Source organism: Pantoea dispersa (assembly GCF_014155765.1).
Lineage (GTDB): Bacteria > Pseudomonadota > Gammaproteobacteria > Enterobacterales > Enterobacteriaceae > Pantoea > Pantoea dispersa.
The window spans coordinates 758,073-781,749 of record NZ_SCKT01000001.1 but is presented as its reverse complement, the minus strand read 5'-3'; the positions used below and the strand labels follow the sequence as shown (position 1 = coordinate 781,749).

Sequence of the window (23,677 nt, the reverse complement as noted above, 5' to 3'; positions counted from 1 at the left end):
GTTTTATGTCACTGATCAGTATCCATGGCGCTTACCTGTCGTTCAGCGATGCGCCGCTGTTGGATAACACCGAACTGCATATCGAAGAGGGCGAGCGCGTCTGTCTGGTTGGGCGCAACGGCGCCGGTAAATCGACGCTGATGAAAATCATCAACGGCGAACAGCCGCTGGATGACGGCCGCATTATTTATGAGCAGGATTTGGTGGTCGCGCGGCTGCAACAGGATCCGCCACGCAATATCACCGGTTCGGTGTACGACTTCGTTGCCGAAGGCGTGGCCGAACAGGCTGAGCACCTTAAGGCGTATCACGCCATATCGCACCTTGTGATGGAAGATCCGAGCGAGAAAAACCTCAACGAAATGGGGCGACTGCAGACGATTCTCGACCATCACAACCTGTGGCAGCTCGACAGCCGCATCAACGATGTGCTGCAGCAAATCGGGCTGCAGCCGGACACCGAGCTGTCGTCACTCTCCGGTGGCTGGCTGCGTAAAGCCGCGCTGGGCCGTGCGCTGGTCAGCAACCCGCGCGTGCTGATGCTCGACGAACCGACTAACCACCTCGATATTGAAACCATCGACTGGCTGGAAAGCTTCCTGAAAACCTTCAACGGCAGCATCGTGTTTATTTCGCACGACCGCTCGTTTATCCGCAATATGGCGACGCGCATCGTCGACCTCGATCGCGGCAAGCTGGTGTCATGGCCGGGCGATTACGATCAGTTCCTGCTCGGCAAAGAGGAAGCGCTGCGCGTTGAAGAGATGCAAAACGCCGAATTCGACCGCAAGCTGGCGCAGGAAGAAGTGTGGATTCGCCAGGGCATCAAAGCGCGTCGCACCCGTAACGAAGGCCGCGTGCGCGCGCTGAAAGCGCTGCGTCGTGAACGCTCCGAACGGCGTGACGTGATGGGCAAAGCCAATATGCAGGTCGGTGAAGCGGCGCGTTCCGGCAAAATCGTCTTTGAGCTGGAAAACGTGGATTACGGCGTTGACGGCAAAACGCTGGTGAAGGATTTCTCCACCCAGGTGCAGCGCGGCGACAAAATCGCCCTGATTGGCCCGAACGGCTGCGGTAAAACCACGCTGCTGCGCCTGATGCTCGGCCAGCTGAAGGCGGATGCCGGTCGCGTGCACTGCGGCACCAAACTGGAAATCGCCTACTTCGATCAGCACCGCGCGGAGCTCGATCCGGATAAAACCGTGATGGACAACCTGGCGGAAGGCAAACAGGAAGTGATGGTCAACGGCAAGCCGCGCCACGTGCTCGGCTATCTGCAGGACTTCCTGTTCCACCCGAAACGCGCCATGACGCCGGTGCGTGCGCTGTCCGGCGGCGAGCGTAACCGCCTGCTGCTGGCGCGTCTGTTCCTCAAGCCCAGCAACCTGCTGATCCTTGACGAACCGACCAACGACCTTGACGTCGAAACGCTCGAGCTGCTTGAAGAGCTGGTGGATGGCTACCAAGGCACCGTGCTGCTGGTGAGCCACGATCGTCAGTTTGTGGATAACACCGTGACCGAATGCTGGATCTTTGAAGGCAACGGCGAGATCGGTACCTTCGTCGGTGGCTACCATGATGCGCAGCAGCAGCGCGCCGCCTACAAACAGACCAAAGCCGCACCGGTCAAAAGCGCAGCGGCTAAACCGGCAGAAAAAGCCGACGCCCCCAAACGCAGCGCAGGCAAGCTAAGCTATAACCTGACGCGTGAACTGGAACAGCTGCCGCAAAAGCTGGAGCAGCTGGAGACGCGTATCGGTGAGCTGCAGGCGCAGATGAGTCATCCGGAGTTCTTCAGCCAGCCGCACGACAAAACGCAGCCGGTGCTGGATGCGCTGGCGCAGGCGGAGCAGGAGCTGGAAACCACCTTTGAACGGTGGGAAGAGCTGGAAGCGCTGAAAAACGGCGCATAACGCAGAGGGAGTCAGCATGTGTGCCACGCATCAGACGCAGCACTGGATGCTCTGTCCGCAGTGTGATTTAACCGTAAAACTGCCCGCCGTACCGGTGGGCAGCCGTGCGCGCTGTCCGCGCTGTCACACCACGCTGGTGGCTAACTGGCACGAACCGCGTAAACGTCCCACCGGCTATGCGCTGGCGGCGCTGTTTATGCTGTTGCTGGCCAATCTGTTTCCGTTTATCAGCATGCATGTGGCCGGGCTCAGCAGCCAGATCTCGCTGATGGCTATCCCGCAAGTGATGGATCGTGAGGATTATCGCAGCCTCGCCACGCTGTTCCTGCTGTTTGTGCAGGGCATTCCGGCTTTCTGCATGATCGCCATTCTGCTGCTGGTGAATCCGGTGCGCCTGCCGCACAGCCTGCGACTCGGGCTGGCACGCATTCTGTTTCAATTGCGCAGCTGGGGTATGGCGGAAATTTTCATGGCCGGCGTGCTGGTCAGCTTCGTCAAACTGATGGCCTACGGTGAAATTGGCCTTGGCAGCAGCTTCTGGCCGTGGTGCCTGTTTTGTCTGCTGCAGCTGCGTGCGTTTCAGTGCGTCGATCGCCGCTGGGTCTGGCAGCGGATCGATCCGCTGCCGCCGCTGGCGCAAACGCCGCAGGCGGGCATCAGCGGACTGAAGCAGGGGTTGCGCAGCTGTCCGTGCTGCACCGCGATTCTGCCGGCCGCGCAGAAAACCTGTCCACGCTGCGGCGTAAGCGCCGCGCCACGCAGGCAGCACAGCCTGCAGTGGACGCTGGCGCTGCTGATCACCTCGGTGATGCTGTATATCCCGTCGAATATTATGCCGATCATGGTGACCGAAACGCTCGGCTCGCAGTATCCGTCCAACATTATGGCCGGCGTGATTTTGCTGTGGAGCGATGGCTCCTGGCCGGTCGCGCTGGTGATTTTTATCGCCAGTATTATGGTGCCTTCGCTGAAGATGGTGGCGATTGGCTGGCTGTGCTGGCACGCCAGCGGCCGCGGCCGGCGCGACAGCGAGAAGATGCACCTGATTTATGAGGTGGTGGAGTTTGTTGGCCGCTGGTCAATGATTGATGTGTTTGTGATCGCTGTGCTTACTGCGCTGGTGCGCATGGGCCAGCTGATGAGTGTTTACCCTGCGCCAGGCGCGCTATTGTTTGCGCTGGTGGTGATCCTGACTATGTTCGCCGCCATGACGTTTGATCCGCGCCTGATTTGGGATCGCCTACAGGAAACTGAACGTAAGGAGCCGCGTCTTGACGGACAACCAACACGGCATTGCTAACGTCGACCAGATTAAACGCTGGTCGCCGGTGTGGATCGTACCTATCGTCACGCTGTTAATCGGCGGATGGATTCTGTTTTATCACTTCAGCCATCAGGGACCGCAGGTCACGCTGATCACCGAAAACGCCGAAGGCATTGTTGCCGGTAAAACCACCATTAAAAGCCGCAGCGTCGACGTGGGCACCGTCGAAAGCGCGGTGCTGACGGACGATCTGCACCATGTGGAGATCACCGCGCGCCTGAATGCCGGCATGGAAAAACTGCTGCATAAAGACAGCGTGTTTTGGGTGGTGAAGCCGCAGATTGGCCGGGAAGGGGTGACGGGCCTCGGTACGCTGCTCTCCGGCGCCTACATTGAACTGCAGCCCGGCGCCAAAGGGGATAAGCCAGAGCACTATCAGCTGCTCGATGCGCCGCCGCTGGCACCGCCGGATGCCAAAGGTATTCGCGTCATCCTTGACAGCAAAAAAGCCGGCCAGCTTAATCCGGGCGATCCGGTGCTGTTCCGCGGCTATCGCGTCGGCACGGTGGAAACCAGCACCTTTGATACCGACAAGCGCATGATGACCTATCAGCTGTTCATCGCCGCGCCTTACGATCGCCTGATTACCACCAATGTGCGCTTCTGGAAAGACAGCGGCATTGCGGTGGATATGTCCGCTTCCGGCATGCGCGTCGAAATGGGCTCGCTGACGACCCTGTTTAGCGGTGGTGTGAGCTTTGACGTGCCGGACGGCTGGGAACTCGGCGAGCTGGCCAAAAACCAGGACGACTACCATCTGTATGATGACCAGCGCAGCATTCAGGATTCGCTGTACACCAAACACACTGATTTCCTGATGTTCTTCAGCGACTCGATTCGTGGTCTGCAGGTCGGCGCTCCGGTAGAGTTCCGCGGCATTCGTCTTGGTACCGTGGCTCAGGTGCCTTACATGATCCCGGGCGTAAATCAGGCGCTGAACACTGATTACCGCGTGCCGGTGCTGATCCGCATCGAGCCGGACCGCTTTATCAGCCGTCTGGGTGGCGACTTCAATCTTGAACAGCATCTGCAGGATGGTAAGAAACGTGGCCTGCGCGCCACGCTGAAAACCGGCAACCTGCTGTCCGGTGCGCTGTTTGTCGATCTCGACTTCTATGACAATGCACCGGCTTACAAAGGACCGAACGAAGTGGCGGGGCTGGAAGTGATTCCGACCGTAAGCGGCGGCCTGAGCCAGATTCAGCAGAAACTGATGGCGGCGCTGGATAAAATCAACGCATTGCCGCTCAACCCGATGATCAACCAGGCCACCGGCACGCTGAAAGAGAGCCAGCGCACCCTGCAGCAGCTGCAGAAAACGCTGGATAACCTCAATCAGATCACCGCCAACCCGGCGATGAAAACGCTGCCGGCCGATATGCAGCAAACCCTGCGCGAGCTTAATCGCAGCATGAAGGGGCTGCAGCCGGGATCGCCAGCCTATAACAAACTGGTGGGCGATATGCAGCGCCTTGACCAGGTGCTGCGCGAATTGCAGCCGGTGCTGAAAACGCTCAACAGCAAGAGCAACGCGCTGGTATTTGAAGCCAAACCGGGTCAGGATCCGCAGCCAAAGAGGGCGAAACAGTGAAAAAAGGGCTGATTATCGGTGCTATGCTGCTGCTGGCGGGCTGCAGCAGCACTATCGACACCACTTATTACCAGCTGCCTGCGGGTAGCAATATGGCGCGCGTCAGCAGTGACGCCTCCGCCAGCCAGCCGATGATTTGGGTTGAACAGGTGAGCGTGCCGGATTATCTCGCCGGCAACGGGCTGGTTTATCAAACCAGCGACGTGAAGTACGTGATTGCCGCCAATAATCTGTGGGCCAGTCCGCTCGACCAGCAGCTGCAGCAGACACTGGTAAGTAACCTCGGCCAGGCGTTGCCCGGCCGGCTGGTGGCCAGTCAGCCGCTGGGTGACACGCACGATACGCTCAGCGTGCACGTCACCGGCTTCCACGGCCGCTATGACGGCAAGGTAGTAGTAAGCGGTGAATGGCTGTTACAACATCAAGGCCGGCTTATCAAACATGGCTTTAATCTGACGCTGCCGCAGAGCGAAGATGGCTACGATGCGCTGGTGCGCACGCTGGCGCTCGGCTGGCAGCAAACGGCACAGCAAATTGCTAACAGCGTGGTGACGCTAAATTAGGATTTGTTCGATGCTTATGCTAAGTCCCTGATTTGCCGTTATGTGACGGCGCGCAAATCAGGGACTTTTTTATTGCGGAATCAGCCAGATATGGCAGCGGCACTGAAGAATTTGTGTCGATTTCACGGCAAATTGATGACATTGGCGTGAATTTTGCGCATTGACCTTTCACCCACCACAGGTTAGAACATTACTGTGGTTGAACATTAATTCACCACTCTTTCTTTCCACCAGATTCCACCAGACCTGAAATGAGGGAAACGAGGTATGAAGAGACAGAAGAGAGACCGCCTGGAACGAGCACATTCACGAGGCTATCAGGCAGGCATTACCGGCCGCTCAAAAGAGATATGCCCTTATCAAAGGATCGATGCCCGGTCTCACTGGTTGGGAGGTTGGCGACAAGCCATGGAGGACAGGTCGGCGGTGGCTTAGGCACCGTCGGATGTCTGTAAACAGGAAAAAAAACCTCCGCTGCGTGCGGAGGTTTTTGTTGGCGGGTCAGAACGCTGAAGTGTCTTTAAACAGGCCCACTTTCAGGTCAGTCGCGGTGTAAATCAGGTTACCGTCGACGAACACTTCGCCATCGGCCACGCCCATCACCAGCTTGCGGTTGATGACGCGTTTGAAGTGAATTTTGTAAGTAACCAGCTTCGCCGTCGGCAGAACCTGGCCGGTGAATTTCACTTCACCCACACCCAGCGCACGGCCTTTACCTTCCGCACCCAGCCAGCCGAGATAGAAGCCAACCAGCTGCCACATAGCATCCAGACCCAGACAGCCTGGCATCACCGGATCGCCTTTAAAGTGGCAATCAAAGAACCACAGGTCAGGGCGGATATCCAGTTCGGCTTCCACATAACCTTTATCGAATTTGCCGCCGTCTTCGGTCATTTTGACCACGCGGTCCATCATCAACATGTTGTCAGACGGAAGCGGTGGGCCATTCTCGCCAAACAGTTCGCCGCGACCAGAGGCAATCAGGTCTTCTTTGCTATAGGATTCGCGTTTATCTACCATGTTCTCAATATGCCTTCTTTTAGTGAAGCCCGAATATTAGCGAACAGTTGTACGCTGGGCAATGTAATCAGCTGTGGTTGAACCAGTTGAGCCAGCGTAATGGCCAGGGCCGCGGTCGGTTTTCCTGCTGATTGAGCTGAGTAATGCGCTCCTGAATGGTGCTCAGCAGCGAGTCGCCGCTTTCGCTCTGCCAGGCAATACCGGTTAACAGCGGCAGCGCTTCGTCAACGCGCTCAATCGCCCAGATATGGAACTGGCCCTGCTGCACCGCTTCTACCACGTCGTCGCTGAGGCTGAGATGGCGCACGTTGCTGGCAGGCAGAATCACGCCCTGTTTGCCGGTCAGTTCACGCGACTGGCAGATGTGGAAGAAGCCTTCGATTTTCTCATTCAGACCACCCACCGGCTGCACATTACCAAACTGGTCCACCGAACCGGTAACGGCAATCTGCTGGTTCAGCGGCTGGTTTGCCAGCGCGCTGATCAGCACACACAGCTCGGCCAGCGAGGCGCTGTCACCGTCGACTTCGGAGTAAGACTGCTCAAACACCAGCGATGCCGAGAAGGGCAGCTGCTGTTCCAGCTCCAGCTCCGAAATCAGATATGCCTGCATGATCATCATGCCTTTGGCGTGGATGTTGCCGCCAAGCTCCGCTTTGCGCTCCACGTCGGTAAATTCGCCATCGCCCGGGTGCACAACACAGGTGATGCGTGATGGCTCGCCCCACGGACGTGGATGACCAGGGAATTCAATCACCGACAGGCCGTTGATCTGACCAACCACTTCGCCTTCCGTTTCGATCATGATCTGATTTAACAGGATCTCATCGCGCATCCGGTCGGCAAGGAAACTCTCGCGCCACTGGCGTGCTTCCAGCGCCTCTTTCAGCGCCTCACCATTCAGTGTCTCACCGTGCAGCGCGGCTTCCTGCAGCTGACGGCGCAGCCAGCGCGGGCACAGCGGCAGCGTGTCCTGATCGCCGGTCAGACGCACCGCTTCCTGGATCAGCAGCGGCCAGAAATCAGCTTCGGGTGGCGTAAGACCGGCCAGTTCCGCCTGGCATAGCGTCCAGCGGCACCAGTTGGCCATGTCATCATCATCGACCAGCTGGAGATTCTCTTCGAACTCGCTGTAGAGCGCCATTTCGTGCACTTCAACGTCCAGTTCCTGGAAGCTGGCCAGCGCCTCGCGTTCGCCACATAAAATCAGACGCAGCTGCAGCGGCAGTGAGGGAATGGTCACCGGCAACGGGCGGCGCTCATCCGGTGAGTACCAGTCGAAGCGACCCAGCTCGATCACTTTGCGCAGGCGTAGCCACAGCAGCGGCTGCGCCAGCAGGGTATTGATCGACAGAATCAGCGTGCCACCGTTAGCCTGATGCAGCAGACCGGGCTCCAGCTGTACGCGATCTTTATACTGACGCACGCAGCCAAACAGCTGTTCGGACTCAATCCAGTCGGCATAATGCACGCCGCCGGTGCTGGTGAAGGGACGGCCGGCGTCGACAGGCGGTTGCAGGCTGACATTGTCGCCCATCACATGGTAATCACCGCCGTACAGCGCGTCCTCGTCAGGCTGAAAGCGCTGCGCCGCCTCGGCAATCCACGCCAGATAATCACTGTTTTCCTGGCTGCGTAACAGCAGCAACGGAAAACCCAGCGTTTGATGATGTAAATGCGCCAGCGCATTCAGCAGACGCGGCTGAACCGCGGCAAGCGTATCGCTATCTTCCAGAGAGACGGTTGAGAAAAGTGATTGGTAGCGTGAGCTATCCGGCTGCAGGGCTTGCCACGTAAGTTGAGTGCTGGTCAAAATATTCGCATTAGTCTGGTTCAGGAAAAGCGCGATTATACAGGATTCAACCCGGTTAAGCACGGCGCACTTCCGGCCTGAACTGTGATGGCCGCAACATGTTTTTCCTTGCTGCATCCGGGAAAAAAGCTGTTATTCTTAGTTTGTTACGTGATCACGATGAGATTCCGATGAAATACCAGCAACTCGAAAATCTTGAAAGTGGATGGAAGTGGAAATACCTGGTGAAAAAGCATCGGGAAGGTGAGCTGATCACCCGGCATATTGAGCTGAGCGCTGCGCAGGCGGCGGTAGAGACGTTGCTGGCGATGGAGAATAACCCGGTTGAGGTCGGTGACTGGATCGCAAAGCATATCCATCCGGAGCTGGAAAACCGTCTGAAGCAGACCATACGCGCGCGGCGTAAACGCCATTTCAACGCAGAGCATCAGCACACGCGGAAAAAATCGATCGATCTGGAGTATCTGGTGTGGCAGCGTCTGGCAGGTCTGGCGCAGCGTCGTAACAGCACCCTGTCAGAGACCATCGTTCAGCTGATCGAAGATGCAGAACGCAAAGAGAAGTATGCCAGTCAGATGTCGACGCTGAAGCAGGATCTGCAGGCGATTCTGGGTAAAGGCGGCGCGGATAACGAATAGCAAAAAATTGCGTGTGATAAAAAGCCAAAAAAAACCCCGCCGAAGCGGGGTTTTTTATTGCGCGATAACTTAAGCCTGTGGCTGAGTTACAACGTCTTTGATACCTTTCACGTCGATTTCTACGCGACGGTCTGGCGCCAGGCAGTCGATCAGGGCATTGCGGCCTTTCACGCTGTCACAGGTGTTGCCAGTAACTGGGTTAGATTCACCCATGCCACGTGCAGAGATCTTGTTAGCCGGGATACCTTTAGATACCAGGTAGTCGACAACAGACTGAGCACGTTTCTCAGACAGTTTCTGGTTGTACTGGTCTGAACCGATGCGGTCGGTGAAGCCCAGAACCACAACAGAACCGTCTTTCGGATCCATTGAGCTCAGCTGGCTGTACAGCTGATCCAGAGCCTGCTGGCCTTCTGGTTTCAGGGTAGATTTGTTGAAGGTGAACAGCACGTCAGACTTCAGAGTGAAACGCTTGGTTTCAACAACCGGAGCCGGAGCTGGCGCTGGAGCAACAACTGGAGCTGCAGCTTCGTCCTGACCGAAACGGTAAGAAACGCCGACGCTCAGCATGCTGTTGTCTGGACGCGCACCAACGGTACCTGCGTCACCGATGTTGTTAACCCACTGGTAGTCCAGGCGAGTCGCCCAGTTTTTGGTCAGTGCGTATTCAACACCAACAGCAGCCAGCGGAGAAACGCCGGTGTCGTGGTTGCTGATGCGAGTGCCGTCAGCTACGTTAGCCTGAGTTGAGTCTGCACGCCAAACCATGCCACCCAGACGGGTGTACACGTCCAGATCGTCAGCAATTGGGTAGCTCAGTTTAGCTGCCAGCTGTACGCCCTGTGCTTTGAATGCGCCGTTAACTTCGTTGCCTTTGTTCGGCATACGGCCCAGCCAGTCGTAGCCCAGCTCGAAGCCCAGGTATGGGTTAGCCTGGTAGCCCAGGAAAGCACCTGCGCCCAGCTGAGATTCGTGAGTTGGACCGTCGTTGTTTTCGTAACCGTTACCGTAGTAACCAGTATCGTGATACTGAGACCAGCCCAGTTTAGCACCGGTGTACCAGGTGTCATCTTTAGGAGCGGCCTGCGCTACGGTAGCGAAGCCAGCCAGTGCCACTGCAATTGCGATAGCTGTCTTTTTCATTTTGCGCCTCGTTATCATCCAAATAGGCAATGAGCAAAAAGGTTGCTCTTGGTTGTAATCCTTCGCCGGGTCTAAACGCTCGCTTATGACTCTACCGAAAAAACGGAGGTTATTGAGCACCCTGGCGAGGTAAAGTCTACAACGAGATTGGAAACTTACAAGTATGATGTGACGTCAGCGGATAAAAAAACAGGGATTTATACACACATTTTAACAAATGACATGGCAAAATTTTCGCTACCAGAAAAGAAAAATGCGGCTAAGCCATTGTCATAGCTGGCGGGAAAAGAATCAGTGGCTTAGCCGCAACTTTGTGAAAAAATAGCGTGAGAAAAATCTTAGTTTTACTTAATGAAACAAATCAGAGGGAATTTTTGCGCTGTTTGGCTGTCTGGACAGAGCAAGATCCCGCCCCTGAGGACGCATAATCAATCCCAACGCTTCGCCTTCGGCGGCTGCCTGCTCAAGTTCCAGGCGCTCTTCATTGCTCAATTCATAAGGAATCCAGGCGAGTACCACGCTGTAGTTGCCGGTGCGCAACGCTTTCACCATGCTCTCAACCGTGCTTAAACGCTCGGATTCCGTAATATGCATACTCTTTTCCAGCGGTAATCCTGACTGCTGCATCCAGCTGCGGTTCAGTTTGTGCGCTGGCGTCAGCCACAGCTGCCAGCGTGACTGAGTGCTCAGCTGCTTGAGGACCGGCAGTAACAGCAGCGGCATGATGCCGGGCTGCTCGCTATAACGCAGTTCAGTAATACCACCCAGAGAAGGTTGCGTTAAGCCCGTCGCAGCGAAACGGTGAGCACGATCAGCAGGGCCAGAGTATTGAGTACGCATATTTTAATCACTCAGTAATGAACTGTATGAATATACAGTAATGAGTTCCTGGATAAAGATCAACCTCAATTTCTGAAAATGCCTCGCAAATTCCGCACAAGATCGGCGCGTTGCCGCTTTTATTCATTGAACAGCTAAATCGTTTTTTCTATCTTCTAACCAGATGAATCTCTGAGCTTTTTATAGGAAATTTCCCGCGCAAGGAATGAGGAAAAGGGGACGTTATGAAGAAAAATAATCCGGTGGTTGAGCAGTCCAAAGCCCAGTTAGCGGCATTGGGAAAAATTGAATCGCGCACCCAGTTTGGTGGTTACGCGCTGGCGGTCGAAAAGGTGGTGTTTGCTTACATCAATGAGGATGCGCTCTATCTGCGCGCCAGTGAGGCGCTACAGCACTATGCCGCACAGCGCCCGCTGGAACCGTTGATATATCGCAAGCGCGGCATGCCGGTGACGCTCAGCTACTACAAAGTGGATAATCAGCTCTGGCAGGACGCCGATCAGCTGCTGCGCTTATCGGCCAGTTCGCTGTCTGCGGCGCGCGCCGAGGCGGCGAACAGACTTGTCTTGCTCAGGCTGAAAGATCTGCCCAATCTCAGCCTGCGCATGGAGCTGATGCTGCACAAAGTCGGGATCAATTCTGTTCGCTTGCTGTATGAAATGGGCTCGCGTCAGAGCTGGCTGAAGTTGCGGGCGGTGAATAAAGATATCGGCCTGAAAACGCTGCTGGCACTGGAAGGCGCCATTTCCGGCCATCACCAGGCCGCTTTGCCGGCGGCGGTACGTGAAGAGTTGAGCGCCTGGTATCAGGAAACGCTCCGCCAGCACGCCGCGGCAGAGCGCCTGTTGCCTTAAGCGGCAGCGAGGGTGCGGCGCAGGCGGGCAATTTCCGGCAGCAGCGCAATCAGTAGCCCCAGCTGCTGCAACACCAGCGGTGCCTGCGCCTCCTCACTGGTTTTCAGCGCGCTCAGGCGTTGCATCAGTGTCTGCTGCATCGTTTCCGCCTGCGCTTCGCTGACGCGATCGATCTGCAGCACATCCTCGACGAAGCATACCGCGTCATCTAAAAGCGTCAGCAGTTCGCCCTGCGTCAGCCGCTCCCGGTGCGCGCCCAGCGCCGAGATGTAGCTGAGAAACGAGTGGTTGAGGCACATCAGACGGAACGCATTCTCGCGCAGCGGCGGCTGTTGCTTCAGTTCGCCGCTGATATTGGACACCACGGACGCCAGTTCCGCATCGGCGTTGTGCGCGTCACGGCGCGCCACACGGTAGGCGAGACGGTTATCTTTACCCTGATGATACTGTTCCAGGATGGCATCAAGATAACGACAGTTGGCATTCAGTGTGCGATCGGCAACCGTCGTCAGCTGACGGAAACGCCAGTCAGGCCAGACAAACGCCACCGCCAGCCAGGCGAGGCCACAGCCGAGCAAGGTATCCACCACGCGCGGCAGGGCGACATCAAAGCCTTCACCCAGCAGATTGAAGCACAGCAGCACCAGCAGGGTGATGAACAGCGTCGCCTGCGCGTACTGAATCTGGCGGAAGGCAAAAAACAGCACGCCGCTCAGCACAATCAAAACCAACTGGCCCTCGATAGAGGGCACCAGCCACAGCACCGGCAGGCCAATCGCAATACCGGCCAGGGTTCCGCCAATACGCAGCGCCAGCCGCCGCCGTGTGGCGTTATAGTTGGGCTGGCAGACAAACAGGCTGGTCAGCAGGATCCAGTAGCCGCGATGCAGGCCGGTAAGCTGAATGAAGGCGTACCCCACGCACAGCACCAGCGACATGCGCACCGCGTGGCGGAACAACGCCGAGGTCGGACTCAGATGGCGACTGAGGCGCAGGCGGATATCCGCCCAGCCACTCAAGCCTTCGCGCGACAGATGGTGATCGCTCTGCGTCAGCGGTTCTGCCAGCCGCTGCTCTGATTCGATCGACGCCAGCTGCGCATCAATGGCGCGTAAGTTGCGCAGCAACCAGAACAGCGGACGAATGTGCGTCGCCTGCGGATCGTTATGTTGCAGGCGCTGCAGGGCGGTCTCCAGCCGTTCAAAGCTGCGCGCAAAGTGGCTATCGTGGTGCCACGGCTGGCGCAGCACGATATTCTCTGCCAGCTGGCGACAGGCCTGCGCCTGCATGTTCAGCAGCCGCTGAAAGCGAAACAGCACTTCGTTGTAACGCCAGTCATCGCGCAACAGGTGATATTGCAGATGCGACGAGCTGGCGCGCTCGTGAATATCCTGCGCCACAAAATAGTAATGCAGGCTGCGCCGCGTGCTGCGCGAGCCGCGATCGCCGCGTAAACGGCTCTGAATGGTGGTTTTCGTCAGATTGAGCTGCGCCACCAGCTGGCTATTGACCATCGCGGTGGCGATCAGCGCCGCGTCATCCTGCTCACCGCCGTCGGGATCAAACAGATTGGCCTTGGCTTCCAGATAGCGCGCCAGCTGGGAAAAGCTGGCGGCCAGCTGCTCCTGCACCGGGCGCACCGGAAACATCAGGTGGCCGATAAAGGTCAGCAGGTTGTACCACAGCGCGCCAATCAGCAGCAGCGCCGGCTGCATCCACCACTGCGGAAACAGGCCAATGCCCAGCATGGTGTACACCGCGATCAGCAGGGCACCAAACGCAATGGTGGCGTAGCGCTGCCCCAGCGCGCCCAGCAGAATAAATCCCCAGCTGGAGAGCGCCAGACCGATAGCAAACAGCCACGGGTGCGGAAACAGCAGCTCGACCGAGACCGAGGCAATGCAGAAGCACACCAGCGTGATGAGCAGGTTGCGCACGCGGCCGGTCCAGCGATCGTCAAGATCGGCCAGCGCCGCCGCCACGACGCCGAGCGTCAGCGGGATGGTCCACTCAATCTGCTGCAGCCACCAGGGAACGGCGGCACAGCCGGCCAGCGCGAAGAAGATGCGCAGCAGGTAGCGCAGGCTGCTGTTGAACAGATAACGGCGCCAGCCGGGCATAGCGTCAGGCATCATCTTCAGCCTCAGTAGCGGCGCCGCGCGCTGGCTTCACGCGCCGCCTGCGCTTCTTCCACTGACACCACGCGACGACCTACCGGCCACAGCGCGATAGCGGCGATTTTAAAGTGGGCAATGCCGGTCGGAATACCGATGATGCTCAGACACTGCAGGATGCCGGTCGAGATGTGCATCAGGCACAGCCACCAGCCAAAGAAAATCAGCCAGAACAGGTTGAGGAAGGTGCCGCCGGCGTTCAGCACGTGGCTTTTGCTCTCCGGGCGCAGCACGTCAACGTGAACCGCTTCGTTGCCAAACGGCAGCAGGGACAGTTTGGTGATCTCCCAGCAGGAGCGGGTCAGCGGCAGGGTAAAGATCAGCACGATGCTGATCAGCGTGGCCAGCAGCCAGCCGAGAGTGGTGATAAAGCCGCCAAGAACAAAATTCAGAATATTAAGCACGGTGCGCATAACGCGATTTTCCTTTTGCAATCCGCAATATGTGTCGCCCAGTTTAGCGTGTTTTAAGGCTGGAGCGCTAAGGGTCTGACAGGTAAACTGCGCGATAATTGAATTCCACATGACGGTGCGGAGATGGAACTAAAAGCAACATCCATGGGCAAACGGCTGGCACAGCATCCCTATAACCGGGTGCGACTGCTGGCTGCCGGTGTGGAAGTCAGCGGCGATCGCCATGAGTACCTGATCCCGTTTAATCAGCTGATCGGTATTACCTGCAAACGCGGCCTGGTGTGGGGCGAGCTGGAGTTTTTGTTACCGGAAGAGAAAGTGGTGCGGTTGCACGGCACCGAGTGGCAGGAAACCCAGCGTTTTTATCATTACCTGCAGCAGGCGTGGCAGCAGTGGAGCCTCGAAATGAGCGAAATCAGCGCGCAGGTGCTGAGCGCGCTGCAGCAGGAGATCGTCGCATTTACAAGCCAGGATCGCTGGCTGAAGCGCAGCGAGCTGGCTGCGGTAAAAGAGACCATCACGCGCCAGTTTTCCGCCTTACCGCTGCCGCTGGCACGGCTGGAGGAGTTTGATAACTGCCGCACGCTGTGGCGCTTTTGCCAGCAGTGGCTCGAGCAGGGCGAGAGCGCGATTCGGCAGCGCAACCGTGAATGGAGCGCGCGGGTGATCAGCGATAATCACGCCTTCTTCTCCACCGTTGAAACCACGCCGCTCAATCCATCGCAGTGTGAGGCGGTGGTCAACGGTGAAGACGCGCTGCTGGTGCTGGCCGGCGCGGGCAGCGGTAAAACCTCGGTGCTGGTGGCGCGCGCCGGCTGGCTGTTACAGCGCAAACTGGCGCAGCCGGAGCAAATCCTGCTGCTGGCTTTTGGTCGCCAGGCGGCGGAAGAGATGAACGATCGGATCCAGACGCGGCTGGGTGAGAGCGCGATTCAGGCGCGTACGTTCCACGCGCTGGCGCTGCACATCATTCGTGAAGGCAGCAATAAGCAGCCGGTCATTAGCCGGCTGGAAAGTGACAGCAGCGCGCGACGTCAGTTGCTGATCGAAAACTGGCGCGAGCAGTGCAACAGCAAAAAGGCGCAGGCCAGCGGCTGGCGACAGTGGTTGCAGGAAGAGCTGGCGTGGGACGTGCCGGAAGGTCCGTTCTGGCAGGATGACAAACTGGCGCAGCGTCTTGCCGTGCGGCTGGAGCGCTGGCTCGGCCTGATGCGCATGCACGGCGGCGCGCAGGCGGCGATGATTGCCGATGTGCCGGAACCGCTGCGCGACAATTTCACGAAGCGCGTCAGGCTGATGGCACCGCTGCTGAAAGCATGGAAAAGCGCACTGAAAGCCGAGGGCGCGGTGGATTTCTCCGGGCTGATCCACCAGGCAATCGCTGTGCTGGAGAAGGGCCGCTTTATCAGCCCGTGGAAGCACATTCTGGTGGATGAATTCCAGGATATTTCCCCGCAGCGGGCGGCGCTGCTCAGCGCGCTGCGTCAGCAAAATAAGCGCACCAGTTTATTTGCGGTCGGCGATGACTGGCAGGCGATCTATCGCTTTAGCGGCGCGGAGATGAGCCTGACCACCGCGTTTCATCACTATTTTGGCGAAGGCGACCGCTGCGTGCTGGATACCACCTACCGCTTCAACGATCGCATCGGTGACATTGCCAACCGCTTTGTGCAGCAGAATCCGCATCAGCTGCGCAAGCCGCTCAACAGCCTGAGCAAAGGGAACAAGAAATCCATTACGCTGCTGCCGCAGGAGCAACTGGAAGCGCTGCTCGACAAGCTGAGCGGTTACGCGAAGCCGGACGAGCGCGTACTGCTGCTGGCGCGTTACCATCATCTGCGTCCGGCCATGCTGGATAAAGCCAAAACCCGCTGGCCGAAACTGCGTATCGACTTCATGACCATCCACGCCAGTAAAGGTCAGCAGGCGGATTTTGTCATCGTGCTGGGGCTGCACGAAGGGCGTGACGGCTTCCCGGCGCAGGCGCGCGAGTCGATCATGGAAGAGGGATTGCTACCACAGCCGGAGGATTTTCCGCATGCAGAAGAGCGGCGCCTGGCCTACGTGGCCATCACGCGCGCGCGTCAGCAGGTGTGGCTGATGTTTGATAAAGAGCGGCCTTCCGTGTTTGTCGAACACCTGCGCGAACTGGGCGTTGCGCAGAGCCGGAAGGCCTGAGCCATCAGGCTTTCAAACGTTCTGTCAGGTAGCGCTGATAATCGGGGATCTGGATGGTCACTTCGCTGGCAAACATCGGCGAATGGATAATGAAATCAGCGGTGGCGCGGTTGGTCGCCACCGGGATATTCCATACGGTGGCGAGGCGCAGCAGCGCTTTGACGTCCGGATCGTGCGGTACTGCATTGAGCGGATCCCAGAAGAAGAACAGCACATCAATTTTACCTTCAGCAATCAGCGCGCCGACCTGCTGATCGCCGCCCATCGGCCCGCTGAGCATGGCATTTACATCCAGTCCGGTGTGACGATTGATCAGGTTGCCGGTGGTGCCGGTGGCGTATAGCACGTGAGGTTGCAGCGCATTTTGATTGATTTTTACCCAGTCCAGCAGCGAGGCTTTGCAGTGGTCGTGGGCAACGAGGGCGATGTGTTTCTGAACTTTCAGGGTACGAACGGTCTGCTCCATGGGGCTTCCTGTTTCGGCGCGTGCAAACGTAGTGAAGGCACGAGTTTACCCCTGGCGTTCAGCTGCTATCAACTTGCGCGTAGGGTTTTCACCCAACTGATAAAACGCTGCCGCGTGGCGGCATCAACACGCTGCAGCCAGCGTTGCAGCGCGGGCAAATTACTGGCGTCCTGCCATACAATATCCAGACTGAGACTGGCGTCCGGTACGCTGGCCGCCTGCAGCGCAAAGCGCGGCACGCTGGCCGCCTGCGCCGTACGGTTGTAATTGATCATCGCCTGTTCAACATTGCCGCTGCTCTCACCCGGCAACCGATCGCGAATACTGGCTATTTCATTACCACGCTCATCAATCAGCTGAAAATTTAACGATTTATCAAACAGGCTGCGTTCGCGGCGGTTATTCAGCGCTGGCAGGCGAATCGCTACGGAATGGGCGTCGGCGGTGAAGGTGACGATCATTAGTTCTGAGCGGAAGTGGGTGGCATCGGCGCAGGGTTTATCCACGCGAAACAAAAACTGATGCTGACCGCGCTCCAGCTCAAGGCTGTCCGCGCCTTTCAGCAGCGAACCTGAGATTTTGCGCCCATCCAGCACCAGCAGGTCGATCTGCGGATCGAGCTTCAGGGTGATGGCATGGCAGGTTGCCGATACGAGCAACAACAGCAAACCCGTAACAGCCAGAGACAGCTTCATTTCAACTCCCGGAACAGGGAAAAAGGGCGATGTGTAGCAAATTATTACATTATGGCAGTTAATTTACATTTTAACATATTTATTCGTGTCGCCGCGCAAACTTTTCGTGCGCTGCGCTTGCACTTTAGCGCGCAATGGCATCTACACTCAGGCGAGTGAACAAGGAGAAAAACATGAACGATCAAACGATTCGCGATGTCCTGACGCAAACCCAACGCATCGCGCTGGTCGGTGCCAGCGATCGCACTGAGCGTGCCAGCTATGGCGTAATGAAATACCTGCTCGATCAGGGTTATGACGTGGTGCCGGTGAGCCCGAAGCTGGCGGGACAGCAGCTGCTGGGCCAGACCGTGTATGGCACGCTGGCGGAGATCCCGGGCAAGATCGACATGGTGGATGTGTTCCGCAATTCCGAAGCGGCATGGGGCGTGGCGCAGGAAGCGATTGCTATCGGAGCCAAAACCCTGTGGCTGCAGCTGGGCGTGATTAATGAGCAGGCGGCGGTGCTGGCGCGTGATGCCGGGCTGACGGTGGTGATGGATCGCTGCCCGAAGATAGAAATTCCGCGGCTGGGCGTGACGCGTTAAAGACAAACGGCGACGCGGCGTCGCCGTACCCTTAATGCCGCAGGCTGGGTGCCTGCAGCTGCTGGCGGATCGAGGCGGCCAGCTCATCCATGGATGGCTGTTCCGGATGTTCGAGCGAGGTTTCGCCGGCCAGCTGAATCTCAGCGATATAGGTATGCACCTGTTCGCCTTCCTCATCTTCCATCACCACGTGATACCAGGGGGCCGCACGCAGCGATTCCGTCGCGCCAACCTCATCCAGCTGCGGATCGTCCAGCGAATACTCCGGGTCGACATCCACAATCACGCCGAGCACCCCGGAGAGACGGTGCCGGACCTGCTGTCCAATTCCAAATTTACTGGCAATCATTGTGACCTCCCAAAACTTTGCCCTGCCACCGATATGGGGGCAGGGACAGCGTTTTCAAGTCACAGCACGCGACAGGCAAAGCCTTTCAGATAAAGCCCTTCAGGATAGCTGGCGATCACCGGATGGTCGGCTGCCTGACGGAACTGCTCTATAAATTGTACATCACGACCGGCATCAACAGCGGCATCGGAGATAATTTTCTGGAACAGCTCGGTGGCCATCAGCCCGGAACAGGAGAAAGTCAGCAGAATGCCGCCCGGATTCAGCAGCTGCATTGCCAGCATGTTGATGTCTTTATAGCCGCGGCAGGCGCCCATCAGCTGGTTTTTATTCTCAACGAATTTCGGCGGATCCATGACGATCATGTCGAACTTCTCGCCGCTGTCGCGGTAGCGACGCAGCAGTTTGAACACATCGTCACGCAGGAACTGCGCGCGTGAGACATCCAGCCCGTTAAGCGCCACGTTCTGTTTTGCTACGTCAAGGGCGTCCTGCGAGGTATCCACGCTGATCACTTCCCGGCAGCCGCCGAGCAGAGCAGAGACCGCAAAACCGCCGGTGTAGGAGAAGCAGTTAAGCACCCGGGCATTTTCTGCGTAACGACGGGTGGCAAAACGGCTGTCGCGCTGATCGAGGTAATAACCGGTCTTGTGACCGCCCTGAATATCCACCAGCAGCTGCATGCCATGCTCGGTTATCGGCAGCAGCGCAGGCGGCAGTTCACCGCTTACCGGACCCTGCGCCAGCTCCAGTCCCTCTTTCTTGCGCACTGCCACGTCAGAGCGGTCGTAGATGGCGCAGTCGGGATAGCACTGCTGCAGCGCCGAGACGAGAGCCGGACGCTGATACTCCGCCCCGGCCGACAGCAGTTGCAGCACCAGGAAGTTACCGAAGCGATCAATCGTGACGCCCGGCAGTCCATCGGACTCGCCGGCAATCAGGCGATAGCTGTCCAGCCCGTCGCGCTGTGCCAGCCAGTCGCGCCACTGCTGGGCTTTTTGTAGCGTGCGCACAAAGAAGGCGATGTCGATTGACTCATCCTGCTGCCAGCTCCAGACGCGCGCGCGAATTTGTGACTGGGGAGAGTAGGCGGCGCGGGCCAGCCATTTGCCGTTGCTGTCACAGATATCAATGGTTTCACCCGACTGGGCTTTACCTTCCATACGGGCAACGGCCCCGGAGAACACCCACGGATGGCGGCGGAGCAGGGATTTTTCACGTCCCTTAGCGAGAATCAATCGAACGGTCATGTTTGCTATGCTTACCTGAAAAAATGAGGCGCCATTTTCCGGTGGATGGCGGCAAAATGCAACGCACAAAGGGGAGATCACCATGGCGACGACAGGTTATAAAATCTGGGTTCACGGCAGGGTGCAGGGCGTGGGCTTCCGTTATTACACCCAGGCGCAGGCGAACGTGCTAGGCGTCACCGGCTATGCGCATAATCTGGCCGATGGCAGCGTGGAGGTACTGGCCGCAGGAGAGGCACAGCAGGTAGAGTCTCTGATTGCCTGGTTAAAGGCGGGCGGACCGCCCAGTGCCCGGGTCGATAAGGTGCTGGTGGAGCCGCATCAGCTGGCGGAGCGGCCGACGCGGTTTACTACCGGATGATCACAGACACTTCGCCGGTTTTGGCAGGCCAGCAATTTTTGTGGCCTGTTTGGCCGGACCTTCCGGGAACAGGCGAAACAGATAGCGGCTGTTGCCTTTCTCTTCGCCATATTTTTGCGCCATGGCTTTGACCAGCATGCGCACCGCCGGCGAGGTATTAAACTGCTGATAAAAATCACGCACAAAGTGCACCACTTCCCAGTGCGCTTCACTCATCTCAATCGCTTCCTGCTGGGCGATGGCCTGCGCCAGCGCTTCATTCCAGTCGGCGCTATTTTTCAGATAGCCTTCTGCGTCAGTGGCAATCTCTTTACCGGCAAAAATCACATTATTTCCTCATATCGTCAGCGCGCCCATTGTAAAGGCGGCGGCGGATAAAAAGCAAAAACCCCGCCGGAGCGGGGTTTAACGGTGCGTGCGTTACGTCTTAGTCGCGGTTGGCGAAGCCCAGCAGGCTCAGCAGGCTGACAAAGATGTTGTACAGCGAGACATACAGGCTGACGGTGGCGCGAATGTAGTTGGTTTCACCGCCCTGAATGATGTTGCTGGTTTCCCACAAAATGGCACCGGCAGAGAACAGAATAAACAGTGCGCTGATCGCCAGGTGCAGCGCAGGCAGCTGCAGGAAGATATTGGCAACCACGGCCACCAGCAGCACCACAAAGCCGGCCATCATCATGCCGCCAAGGAAAGACATGTCGCGACGCGTGGTCAGGACATAGGCGGAACAGCAGAAGAACACCAGCGCGGTGCCGCCCAGCGCCATGGCGATAACATCACCCATACCGGCGGTAAGGAACGAGCTGAGAATCGGACCGAGGCAGTAACCGAGGAAGCCAGTGAAGGCAAACGCGGCCAGAATACCCGCGGGGCTGTTCGCCAGGCGATAGGTCAGGAACATCAGCCCGTAAAAGCCCACCAGCATCAGAATCAGTCCCGGCGAGGGCAGGGCGTAAACGGTGCTGAGCGTGGCGGTGACGGCGGAAAACGCCAGCGTCAGGCCAAGTAAGAAATAAGTATTACGCAGCACTTTATGGGTGCTGAGTAGCGACTGCTGCTGTGATGAGCTAATTATTCTGTCCATCATGCGCTCCTATTAGAGAGAGAACACCAAACATGGCCTGAGAATACGCAACGGTCAGAGGACAGAAAAGGCGTTTTACCCATCTTTACGCGATAAATTGCTGTTTCACTGAGCAGAATGACGATTAAGACGGCAAAAAAATCATTTTTGACTGTTTTTCAGGCGAACGAATCATCGGATGCTTTACATCGTTCGGGGGGATGTTTATAGTGCGCCTCATTGCGGAGGGGTGGCCGAGCGGCTTAAGGCAGCGGTCTTGAAAACCGCCGATGGGAAACCATCCGAGAGTTCGAATCTCTCCTCCTCCGCCACTTCACACTCTCGCAGTGTGAGGTGACAAAAAGATTTCAGGAGGGATGGCCGAGTGGCTTAAGGCAGCGGTCTTGAAAACCGCCGATGGGAAACCATCCCAGAGTTCGAATCTCTGTTCCTCCGCCATATAAGAGAAGCCCGCAGCGATGCGGGCTTTTCGCTTTTCTGCTTTCCATCCTTCTGAAAAACATCCTGAAGCTTTTCAATCTGCTGCCGTAACCCGACGGCCAGCGCGTTTACTGCTATAGTCGATGCACGGTTTTTGCAAACATCTGGCGATTTTCTCAGGCAAGCTGGGTTACACTGTGCGGTAATTCGCTCTTTGGCGAGCTAATCGCTTGAATGCCAGAGTGTTTCCCTGATGAATTATGGAATATGCACAATGATCAAGAAACTGAGTCTTTGCGCGCTGTCAGTGATCGCGGCGCTGCCGATGGGTATGAGCGCTTACGCCGCGGATGGCGACATGCAACTGCAGCAGGTCCTGATGCTGAGTCGTCACAACCTGCGTGCTCCGCTGGCCAACAACGGCAGCGTGCTGGAGCAGGCGACGAAAAAAAGCTGGCCGCAGTGGGATGTGCCCGGCGGTGAGCTGACCACCAAAGGCGGCGTGCTGGAAGTCTACATGGGTAACTACACCCGTCAGTGGCTGGCCCAGCAGGGGCTGGTACAGAACGGCACCTGTCCGGACAGCAGCAACATCTTTGTCTATGCCAACAGCCTGCAGCGTACCGTCGCGACGGCGCAGTATTTCGTCACTGGTGCTTTCCCGGGCTGCGATATCGCTGTCACCCATCAGGATGCGATGGGCACTATGGACCCGATCTTCAATCCGGTAATCACCGATGGCAGCGAAGCGTTTAACAAGAAAGCGCTGGCGGCGATGACCGCAGCTAATGAGAAGCTGGCGCTGAAGCCGGCCTTCCAGCGGCTGGAAAAAATCGTGGATTACAAATCAGCTCCGGCCTGTAACGGCAAGAAACAGTGCGACCTAAGCAGCGGCGACAACACCTTTAGCGCGGAAAACGGCAAAGAGCCCGGCGTCAATGGCCCGCTGAAAGTGGGTAACTCGCTGGTCGACGCCTTCACGCTGCAATATTACGAAGGTTTCCCGGCGGATCAGGTTGCCTGGGGACAAATCAAAACGCCTGAACAGTGGAAAGAGCTGGCGGCGATCAAGAATGGCTATCAGGATGCGCTGTTTACCGCGCCTGAAGTGGCGCGTGACGTTGCCGCCCCGCTGGTGGATTACATCCGCAGCCAGCTGGTCGATCAGGACAAAGCCACCGCGCCAAAAGTCACGCTGATGGTCGGACACGATTCGAATATCGCGTCATTGCTCAGCGCGCTGCAGGTTAAGCCATACGAGCTGCCGGGTAACGACGAGAAAACCCCGATTGGCGGCCAGGTGGTGTTTGAACGCTGGCACGATGCGAAGAACAATAAAGATCTGCTGAAAGTGGAGTATGTCTATCAGACGGCGGATCAGCTGCGTAATGCCGATGTGCTGAGCCTGAAGAACCCACCGAAGCGCGTTACGCTGCAGCTGGCGGGGTGTGACACTGACGCCAACGGCTACTGCAGCTGGGATCAGTTCACCAGCGCGCTGAACAACGCGCTGCAGGGTACACCGCTGCAGCCAGCCGCACCGGCACCGGCCGCACAGCCTGCTGCCGCGCCGGCAGCCAGCGATGACGCACAGGCCAAAGCGGATCAGGCCAGCGCAGATAAAGCGGCGGCTGACAAAGCCGCGGCTGATAAAGCTGCAGCGCAGAAAGCCGCTGACGCCAAAGCCGCTGAGGAAAAAGTGAAGGCGGACAAGGCCGCGGCGCAAAAAACGGCGGACGACAAAGCCAAAGCTGAGAAGGCCAGCGCTCAGAAGGCCGCAGATGAGAAGGCGAAAGCCGATGCTGCAGCGGCGCAGAAAGCGCAGGCTGAAGCAGCGCCGGCGAAGCCGGAGGCGGACGCTAAACCCGCGCAACAGCCGGCAGCAGCCAGCAACTAAAACGCCAGCAGGGTCGCCATGCACGGCGACCCTGCTGTGTTGTTACCGGCTGCGCATTGACGCGCACCGCAGTAAATCGAATAAAACCACCGTTCAGTTCCACG

At 57.6% G+C, this 23,677-nt stretch carries 23 protein-coding genes and 2 tRNA genes; 13 read left to right on the top strand and 12 right to left on the bottom strand.

The features are described 5' to 3' along the window. The first annotated feature begins 5 nt into the window (after nt 1-5). The 5 genes from H7K56_RS03820 (at nt 6) to rmf (ending at nt 5,826) form a co-directional block, all read left to right on the top strand. Nucleotides 6-1,913, top strand: a complete 1,908-nt coding sequence (locus tag H7K56_RS03820) for an ABC transporter ATP-binding protein (RefSeq protein WP_150360641.1) — start codon at nt 6-8, stop codon at nt 1,911-1,913. A gap of 16 nt (nt 1,914-1,929) precedes the next feature. Further along, entirely contained in the window at nt 1,930-3,213 is a 1,284-nt protein-coding gene (gene pqiA / locus H7K56_RS03815; protein ID WP_150360642.1) for a membrane integrity-associated transporter subunit PqiA, read from the top strand. Next, nucleotides 3,185-4,828: an intermembrane transport protein PqiB gene (pqiB, locus tag H7K56_RS03810; RefSeq protein ID WP_021508311.1), complete on the top strand. Its 1,644-nt coding sequence runs from the start codon at nt 3,185-3,187 to the stop codon at nt 4,826-4,828. Before pqiA ends, pqiB begins: the two co-directional genes overlap by 29 nt. Beyond that, nucleotides 4,825-5,391, top strand: coding sequence for a membrane integrity-associated transporter subunit PqiC (pqiC, locus tag H7K56_RS03805; protein ID WP_150360643.1), 567 nt, complete (start codon nt 4,825-4,827; stop codon nt 5,389-5,391). The genes pqiB and pqiC overlap by 4 nt, the downstream gene beginning before the upstream one ends. A gap of 267 nt (nt 5,392-5,658) precedes the next feature. Next, nucleotides 5,659-5,826: a ribosome modulation factor gene (gene rmf, locus H7K56_RS03800; RefSeq protein WP_150360644.1), complete on the top strand. Its 168-nt coding sequence runs from the start codon at nt 5,659-5,661 to the stop codon at nt 5,824-5,826. A gap of 66 nt (nt 5,827-5,892) precedes the next feature. Here rmf and fabA read toward each other — a convergent pair whose 3' ends face one another. Beyond that, complete coding sequence (gene fabA / locus H7K56_RS03795) at nt 5,893-6,411, bottom strand: bifunctional 3-hydroxydecanoyl-ACP dehydratase/trans-2-decenoyl-ACP isomerase (protein ID WP_010616565.1); 519 nt, start codon at nt 6,409-6,411, stop codon at nt 5,893-5,895. Nucleotides 6,412-6,478: 67 nt separating this feature from the next. Continuing rightward, nucleotides 6,479-8,341 carry an AAA family ATPase gene (locus H7K56_RS03790; RefSeq protein WP_150360645.1) on the bottom strand — a complete coding sequence of 621 codons (1,863 nt, stop codon included), beginning with the start codon at nt 8,339-8,341 and terminating at the stop codon, nt 6,479-6,481. A gap of 53 nt (nt 8,342-8,394) precedes the next feature. Between H7K56_RS03790 and matP the strand changes: the two genes are divergently transcribed. Continuing rightward, a complete protein-coding gene (gene matP / locus H7K56_RS03785; RefSeq protein WP_021508308.1) occupies nt 8,395-8,862 on the top strand; it encodes a macrodomain Ter protein MatP in 468 nt (155 codons plus the stop codon). 69 nt (nt 8,863-8,931) lie between these two features. Here the strand turns inward: matP and ompA are convergent, their stop codons facing one another. Both ompA and sulA read right to left on the bottom strand, forming a co-directional pair. Then, the gene (ompA, locus tag H7K56_RS03780) at nt 8,932-10,005 is read right to left on the bottom strand and encodes a porin OmpA (RefSeq protein ID WP_058769572.1); all 1,074 of its coding nucleotides are present in this window, start codon (nt 10,003-10,005) and stop codon (nt 8,932-8,934) included. A 348-nt stretch (nt 10,006-10,353) separates the two neighbouring features. After that, nucleotides 10,354-10,845, bottom strand: a complete 492-nt coding sequence (gene sulA, locus H7K56_RS03775) for an SOS-induced cell division inhibitor SulA (protein ID WP_031279848.1) — start codon at nt 10,843-10,845, stop codon at nt 10,354-10,356. A 224-nt stretch (nt 10,846-11,069) separates the two neighbouring features. Here sulA and H7K56_RS03770 point away from each other — a divergent pair, with 224 nt between their 5' ends. Beyond that, on the top strand, nt 11,070-11,699 hold the full coding sequence (locus tag H7K56_RS03770) for a TfoX/Sxy family DNA transformation protein (protein ID WP_021508305.1): 630 nt from the start codon (nt 11,070-11,072) through the stop codon (nt 11,697-11,699). On the opposite strand, the gene yccS is transcribed toward H7K56_RS03770, so the two are convergent. Further along, nucleotides 11,696-13,834: a YccS family putative transporter gene (yccS, locus tag H7K56_RS03765; RefSeq protein WP_150360646.1), complete on the bottom strand. Its 2,139-nt coding sequence runs from the start codon at nt 13,832-13,834 to the stop codon at nt 11,696-11,698. The genes H7K56_RS03770 and yccS overlap by 4 nt on opposite strands. A gap of 8 nt (nt 13,835-13,842) precedes the next feature. Continuing rightward, nucleotides 13,843-14,286 (bottom strand): YccF domain-containing protein, encoded by a 444-nt coding sequence (locus H7K56_RS03760; protein WP_150360647.1) that lies wholly within the window; start codon nt 14,284-14,286, stop codon nt 13,843-13,845. A gap of 123 nt (nt 14,287-14,409) precedes the next feature. On the opposite strand from H7K56_RS03760, the gene helD reads away from it, so the two are divergent. Continuing rightward, on the top strand, nt 14,410-16,464 hold the full coding sequence (gene helD / locus H7K56_RS03755) for a DNA helicase IV (protein ID WP_150360648.1): 2,055 nt from the start codon (nt 14,410-14,412) through the stop codon (nt 16,462-16,464). Nucleotides 16,465-16,468: 4 nt separating this feature from the next. Here helD and H7K56_RS03750 read toward each other — a convergent pair whose 3' ends face one another. Continuing rightward, nucleotides 16,469-16,930, bottom strand: coding sequence for a methylglyoxal synthase (locus tag H7K56_RS03750; RefSeq protein WP_021508301.1), 462 nt, complete (start codon nt 16,928-16,930; stop codon nt 16,469-16,471). Nucleotides 16,931-16,998: 68 nt separating this feature from the next. Further along, complete coding sequence (locus tag H7K56_RS03745) at nt 16,999-17,625, bottom strand: YccT family protein (RefSeq protein WP_058780793.1); 627 nt, start codon at nt 17,623-17,625, stop codon at nt 16,999-17,001. Nucleotides 17,626-17,798: 173 nt separating this feature from the next. Between H7K56_RS03745 and H7K56_RS03740 the strand changes: the two genes are divergently transcribed. Beyond that, nucleotides 17,799-18,212 carry a CoA-binding protein gene (locus H7K56_RS03740; RefSeq protein ID WP_058769578.1) on the top strand — a complete coding sequence of 138 codons (414 nt, stop codon included), beginning with the start codon at nt 17,799-17,801 and terminating at the stop codon, nt 18,210-18,212. 31 nt (nt 18,213-18,243) lie between these two features. On the opposite strand, the gene hspQ is transcribed toward H7K56_RS03740, so the two are convergent. Together hspQ and rlmI are read right to left on the bottom strand one after the other, a co-directional pair. Next, nucleotides 18,244-18,561, bottom strand: coding sequence for a heat shock protein HspQ (gene hspQ, locus H7K56_RS03735; protein WP_058780792.1), 318 nt, complete (start codon nt 18,559-18,561; stop codon nt 18,244-18,246). A gap of 59 nt (nt 18,562-18,620) precedes the next feature. Further along, nucleotides 18,621-19,811 carry a 23S rRNA (cytosine(1962)-C(5))-methyltransferase RlmI gene (gene rlmI, locus H7K56_RS03730; protein ID WP_150360649.1) on the bottom strand — a complete coding sequence of 397 codons (1,191 nt, stop codon included), beginning with the start codon at nt 19,809-19,811 and terminating at the stop codon, nt 18,621-18,623. 82 nt (nt 19,812-19,893) lie between these two features. On the opposite strand from rlmI, the gene yccX reads away from it, so the two are divergent. Beyond that, a complete protein-coding gene (yccX, locus tag H7K56_RS03725; RefSeq protein ID WP_150360650.1) occupies nt 19,894-20,172 on the top strand; it encodes an acylphosphatase in 279 nt (92 codons plus the stop codon). Here the strand turns inward: yccX and tusE are convergent, their stop codons facing one another. After that, complete coding sequence (tusE, locus tag H7K56_RS03720) at nt 20,173-20,499, bottom strand: sulfurtransferase TusE (protein ID WP_150360651.1); 327 nt, start codon at nt 20,497-20,499, stop codon at nt 20,173-20,175. It lies immediately after the preceding gene. A 100-nt stretch (nt 20,500-20,599) separates the two neighbouring features. Continuing rightward, a complete protein-coding gene (yccA, locus tag H7K56_RS03715; protein WP_021508295.1) occupies nt 20,600-21,256 on the bottom strand; it encodes an FtsH protease modulator YccA in 657 nt (218 codons plus the stop codon). A gap of 223 nt (nt 21,257-21,479) precedes the next feature. Between yccA and H7K56_RS03710 the strand changes: the two genes are divergently transcribed. The 3 genes from H7K56_RS03710 (at nt 21,480) to agp (ending at nt 23,573) form a co-directional block, all read left to right on the top strand. Continuing rightward, nucleotides 21,480-21,567: transfer RNA gene (locus H7K56_RS03710), tRNA-Ser, on the top strand. Between the two features lie 39 nt (nt 21,568-21,606). After that, a tRNA-Ser gene (locus tag H7K56_RS03705) sits at nt 21,607-21,694 on the top strand. 256 nt (nt 21,695-21,950) lie between these two features. Continuing rightward, nucleotides 21,951-23,573, top strand: coding sequence for a bifunctional glucose-1-phosphatase/inositol phosphatase (gene agp / locus H7K56_RS03700; protein ID WP_182688959.1), 1,623 nt, complete (start codon nt 21,951-21,953; stop codon nt 23,571-23,573). Nucleotides 23,574-23,677: the final 104 nt, after the last annotated feature.

Bases quoted from the DNA above. Each gene is read 5' to 3' on its own strand.
- H7K56_RS03740 (WP_058769578.1), top strand. From the start codon at position 17,799: ATGAACGATCAAACGATTCGCGATGTCCTGACGCAAACCCAACGCATC.
- hspQ (WP_058780792.1), bottom strand. From the start codon at position 18,561: ATGATTGCCAGTAAATTTGGAATTGGACAGCAGGTCCGGCACCGTCTC.
- H7K56_RS03770 (WP_021508305.1), top strand. From the start codon at position 11,070: ATGAAGAAAAATAATCCGGTGGTTGAGCAGTCCAAAGCCCAGTTAGCG.
- helD (WP_150360648.1), top strand. From the start codon at position 14,410: ATGGAACTAAAAGCAACATCCATGGGCAAACGGCTGGCACAGCATCCC.
- yccS (WP_150360646.1), bottom strand. From the start codon at position 13,834: ATGATGCCTGACGCTATGCCCGGCTGGCGCCGTTATCTGTTCAACAGC.
- yccX (WP_150360650.1), top strand. From the start codon at position 19,894: ATGGCGACGACAGGTTATAAAATCTGGGTTCACGGCAGGGTGCAGGGC.
- sulA (WP_031279848.1), bottom strand. From the start codon at position 10,845: ATGCGTACTCAATACTCTGGCCCTGCTGATCGTGCTCACCGTTTCGCT.
- H7K56_RS03760 (WP_150360647.1), bottom strand. From the start codon at position 14,286: ATGCGCACCGTGCTTAATATTCTGAATTTTGTTCTTGGCGGCTTTATC.
- yccA (WP_021508295.1), bottom strand. From the start codon at position 21,256: ATGGACAGAATAATTAGCTCATCACAGCAGCAGTCGCTACTCAGCACC.
- H7K56_RS03820 (WP_150360641.1), top strand. From the start codon at position 6: ATGTCACTGATCAGTATCCATGGCGCTTACCTGTCGTTCAGCGATGCG.
- matP (WP_021508308.1), top strand. From the start codon at position 8,395: ATGAAATACCAGCAACTCGAAAATCTTGAAAGTGGATGGAAGTGGAAA.
- H7K56_RS03750 (WP_021508301.1), bottom strand. From the start codon at position 16,930: ATGGAGCAGACCGTTCGTACCCTGAAAGTTCAGAAACACATCGCCCTC.
- ompA (WP_058769572.1), bottom strand. From the start codon at position 10,005: ATGAAAAAGACAGCTATCGCAATTGCAGTGGCACTGGCTGGCTTCGCT.
- fabA (WP_010616565.1), bottom strand. From the start codon at position 6,411: ATGGTAGATAAACGCGAATCCTATAGCAAAGAAGACCTGATTGCCTCT.
- H7K56_RS03790 (WP_150360645.1), bottom strand. From the start codon at position 8,341: ATGCAGCAAGGAAAAACATGTTGCGGCCATCACAGTTCAGGCCGGAAG.
- pqiA (WP_150360642.1), top strand. From the start codon at position 1,930: ATGTGTGCCACGCATCAGACGCAGCACTGGATGCTCTGTCCGCAGTGT.
- agp (WP_182688959.1), top strand. From the start codon at position 21,951: ATGATCAAGAAACTGAGTCTTTGCGCGCTGTCAGTGATCGCGGCGCTG.
- rmf (WP_150360644.1), top strand. From the start codon at position 5,659: ATGAAGAGACAGAAGAGAGACCGCCTGGAACGAGCACATTCACGAGGC.
- rlmI (WP_150360649.1), bottom strand. From the start codon at position 19,811: ATGACCGTTCGATTGATTCTCGCTAAGGGACGTGAAAAATCCCTGCTC.
- H7K56_RS03745 (WP_058780793.1), bottom strand. From the start codon at position 17,625: ATGAAGCTGTCTCTGGCTGTTACGGGTTTGCTGTTGTTGCTCGTATCG.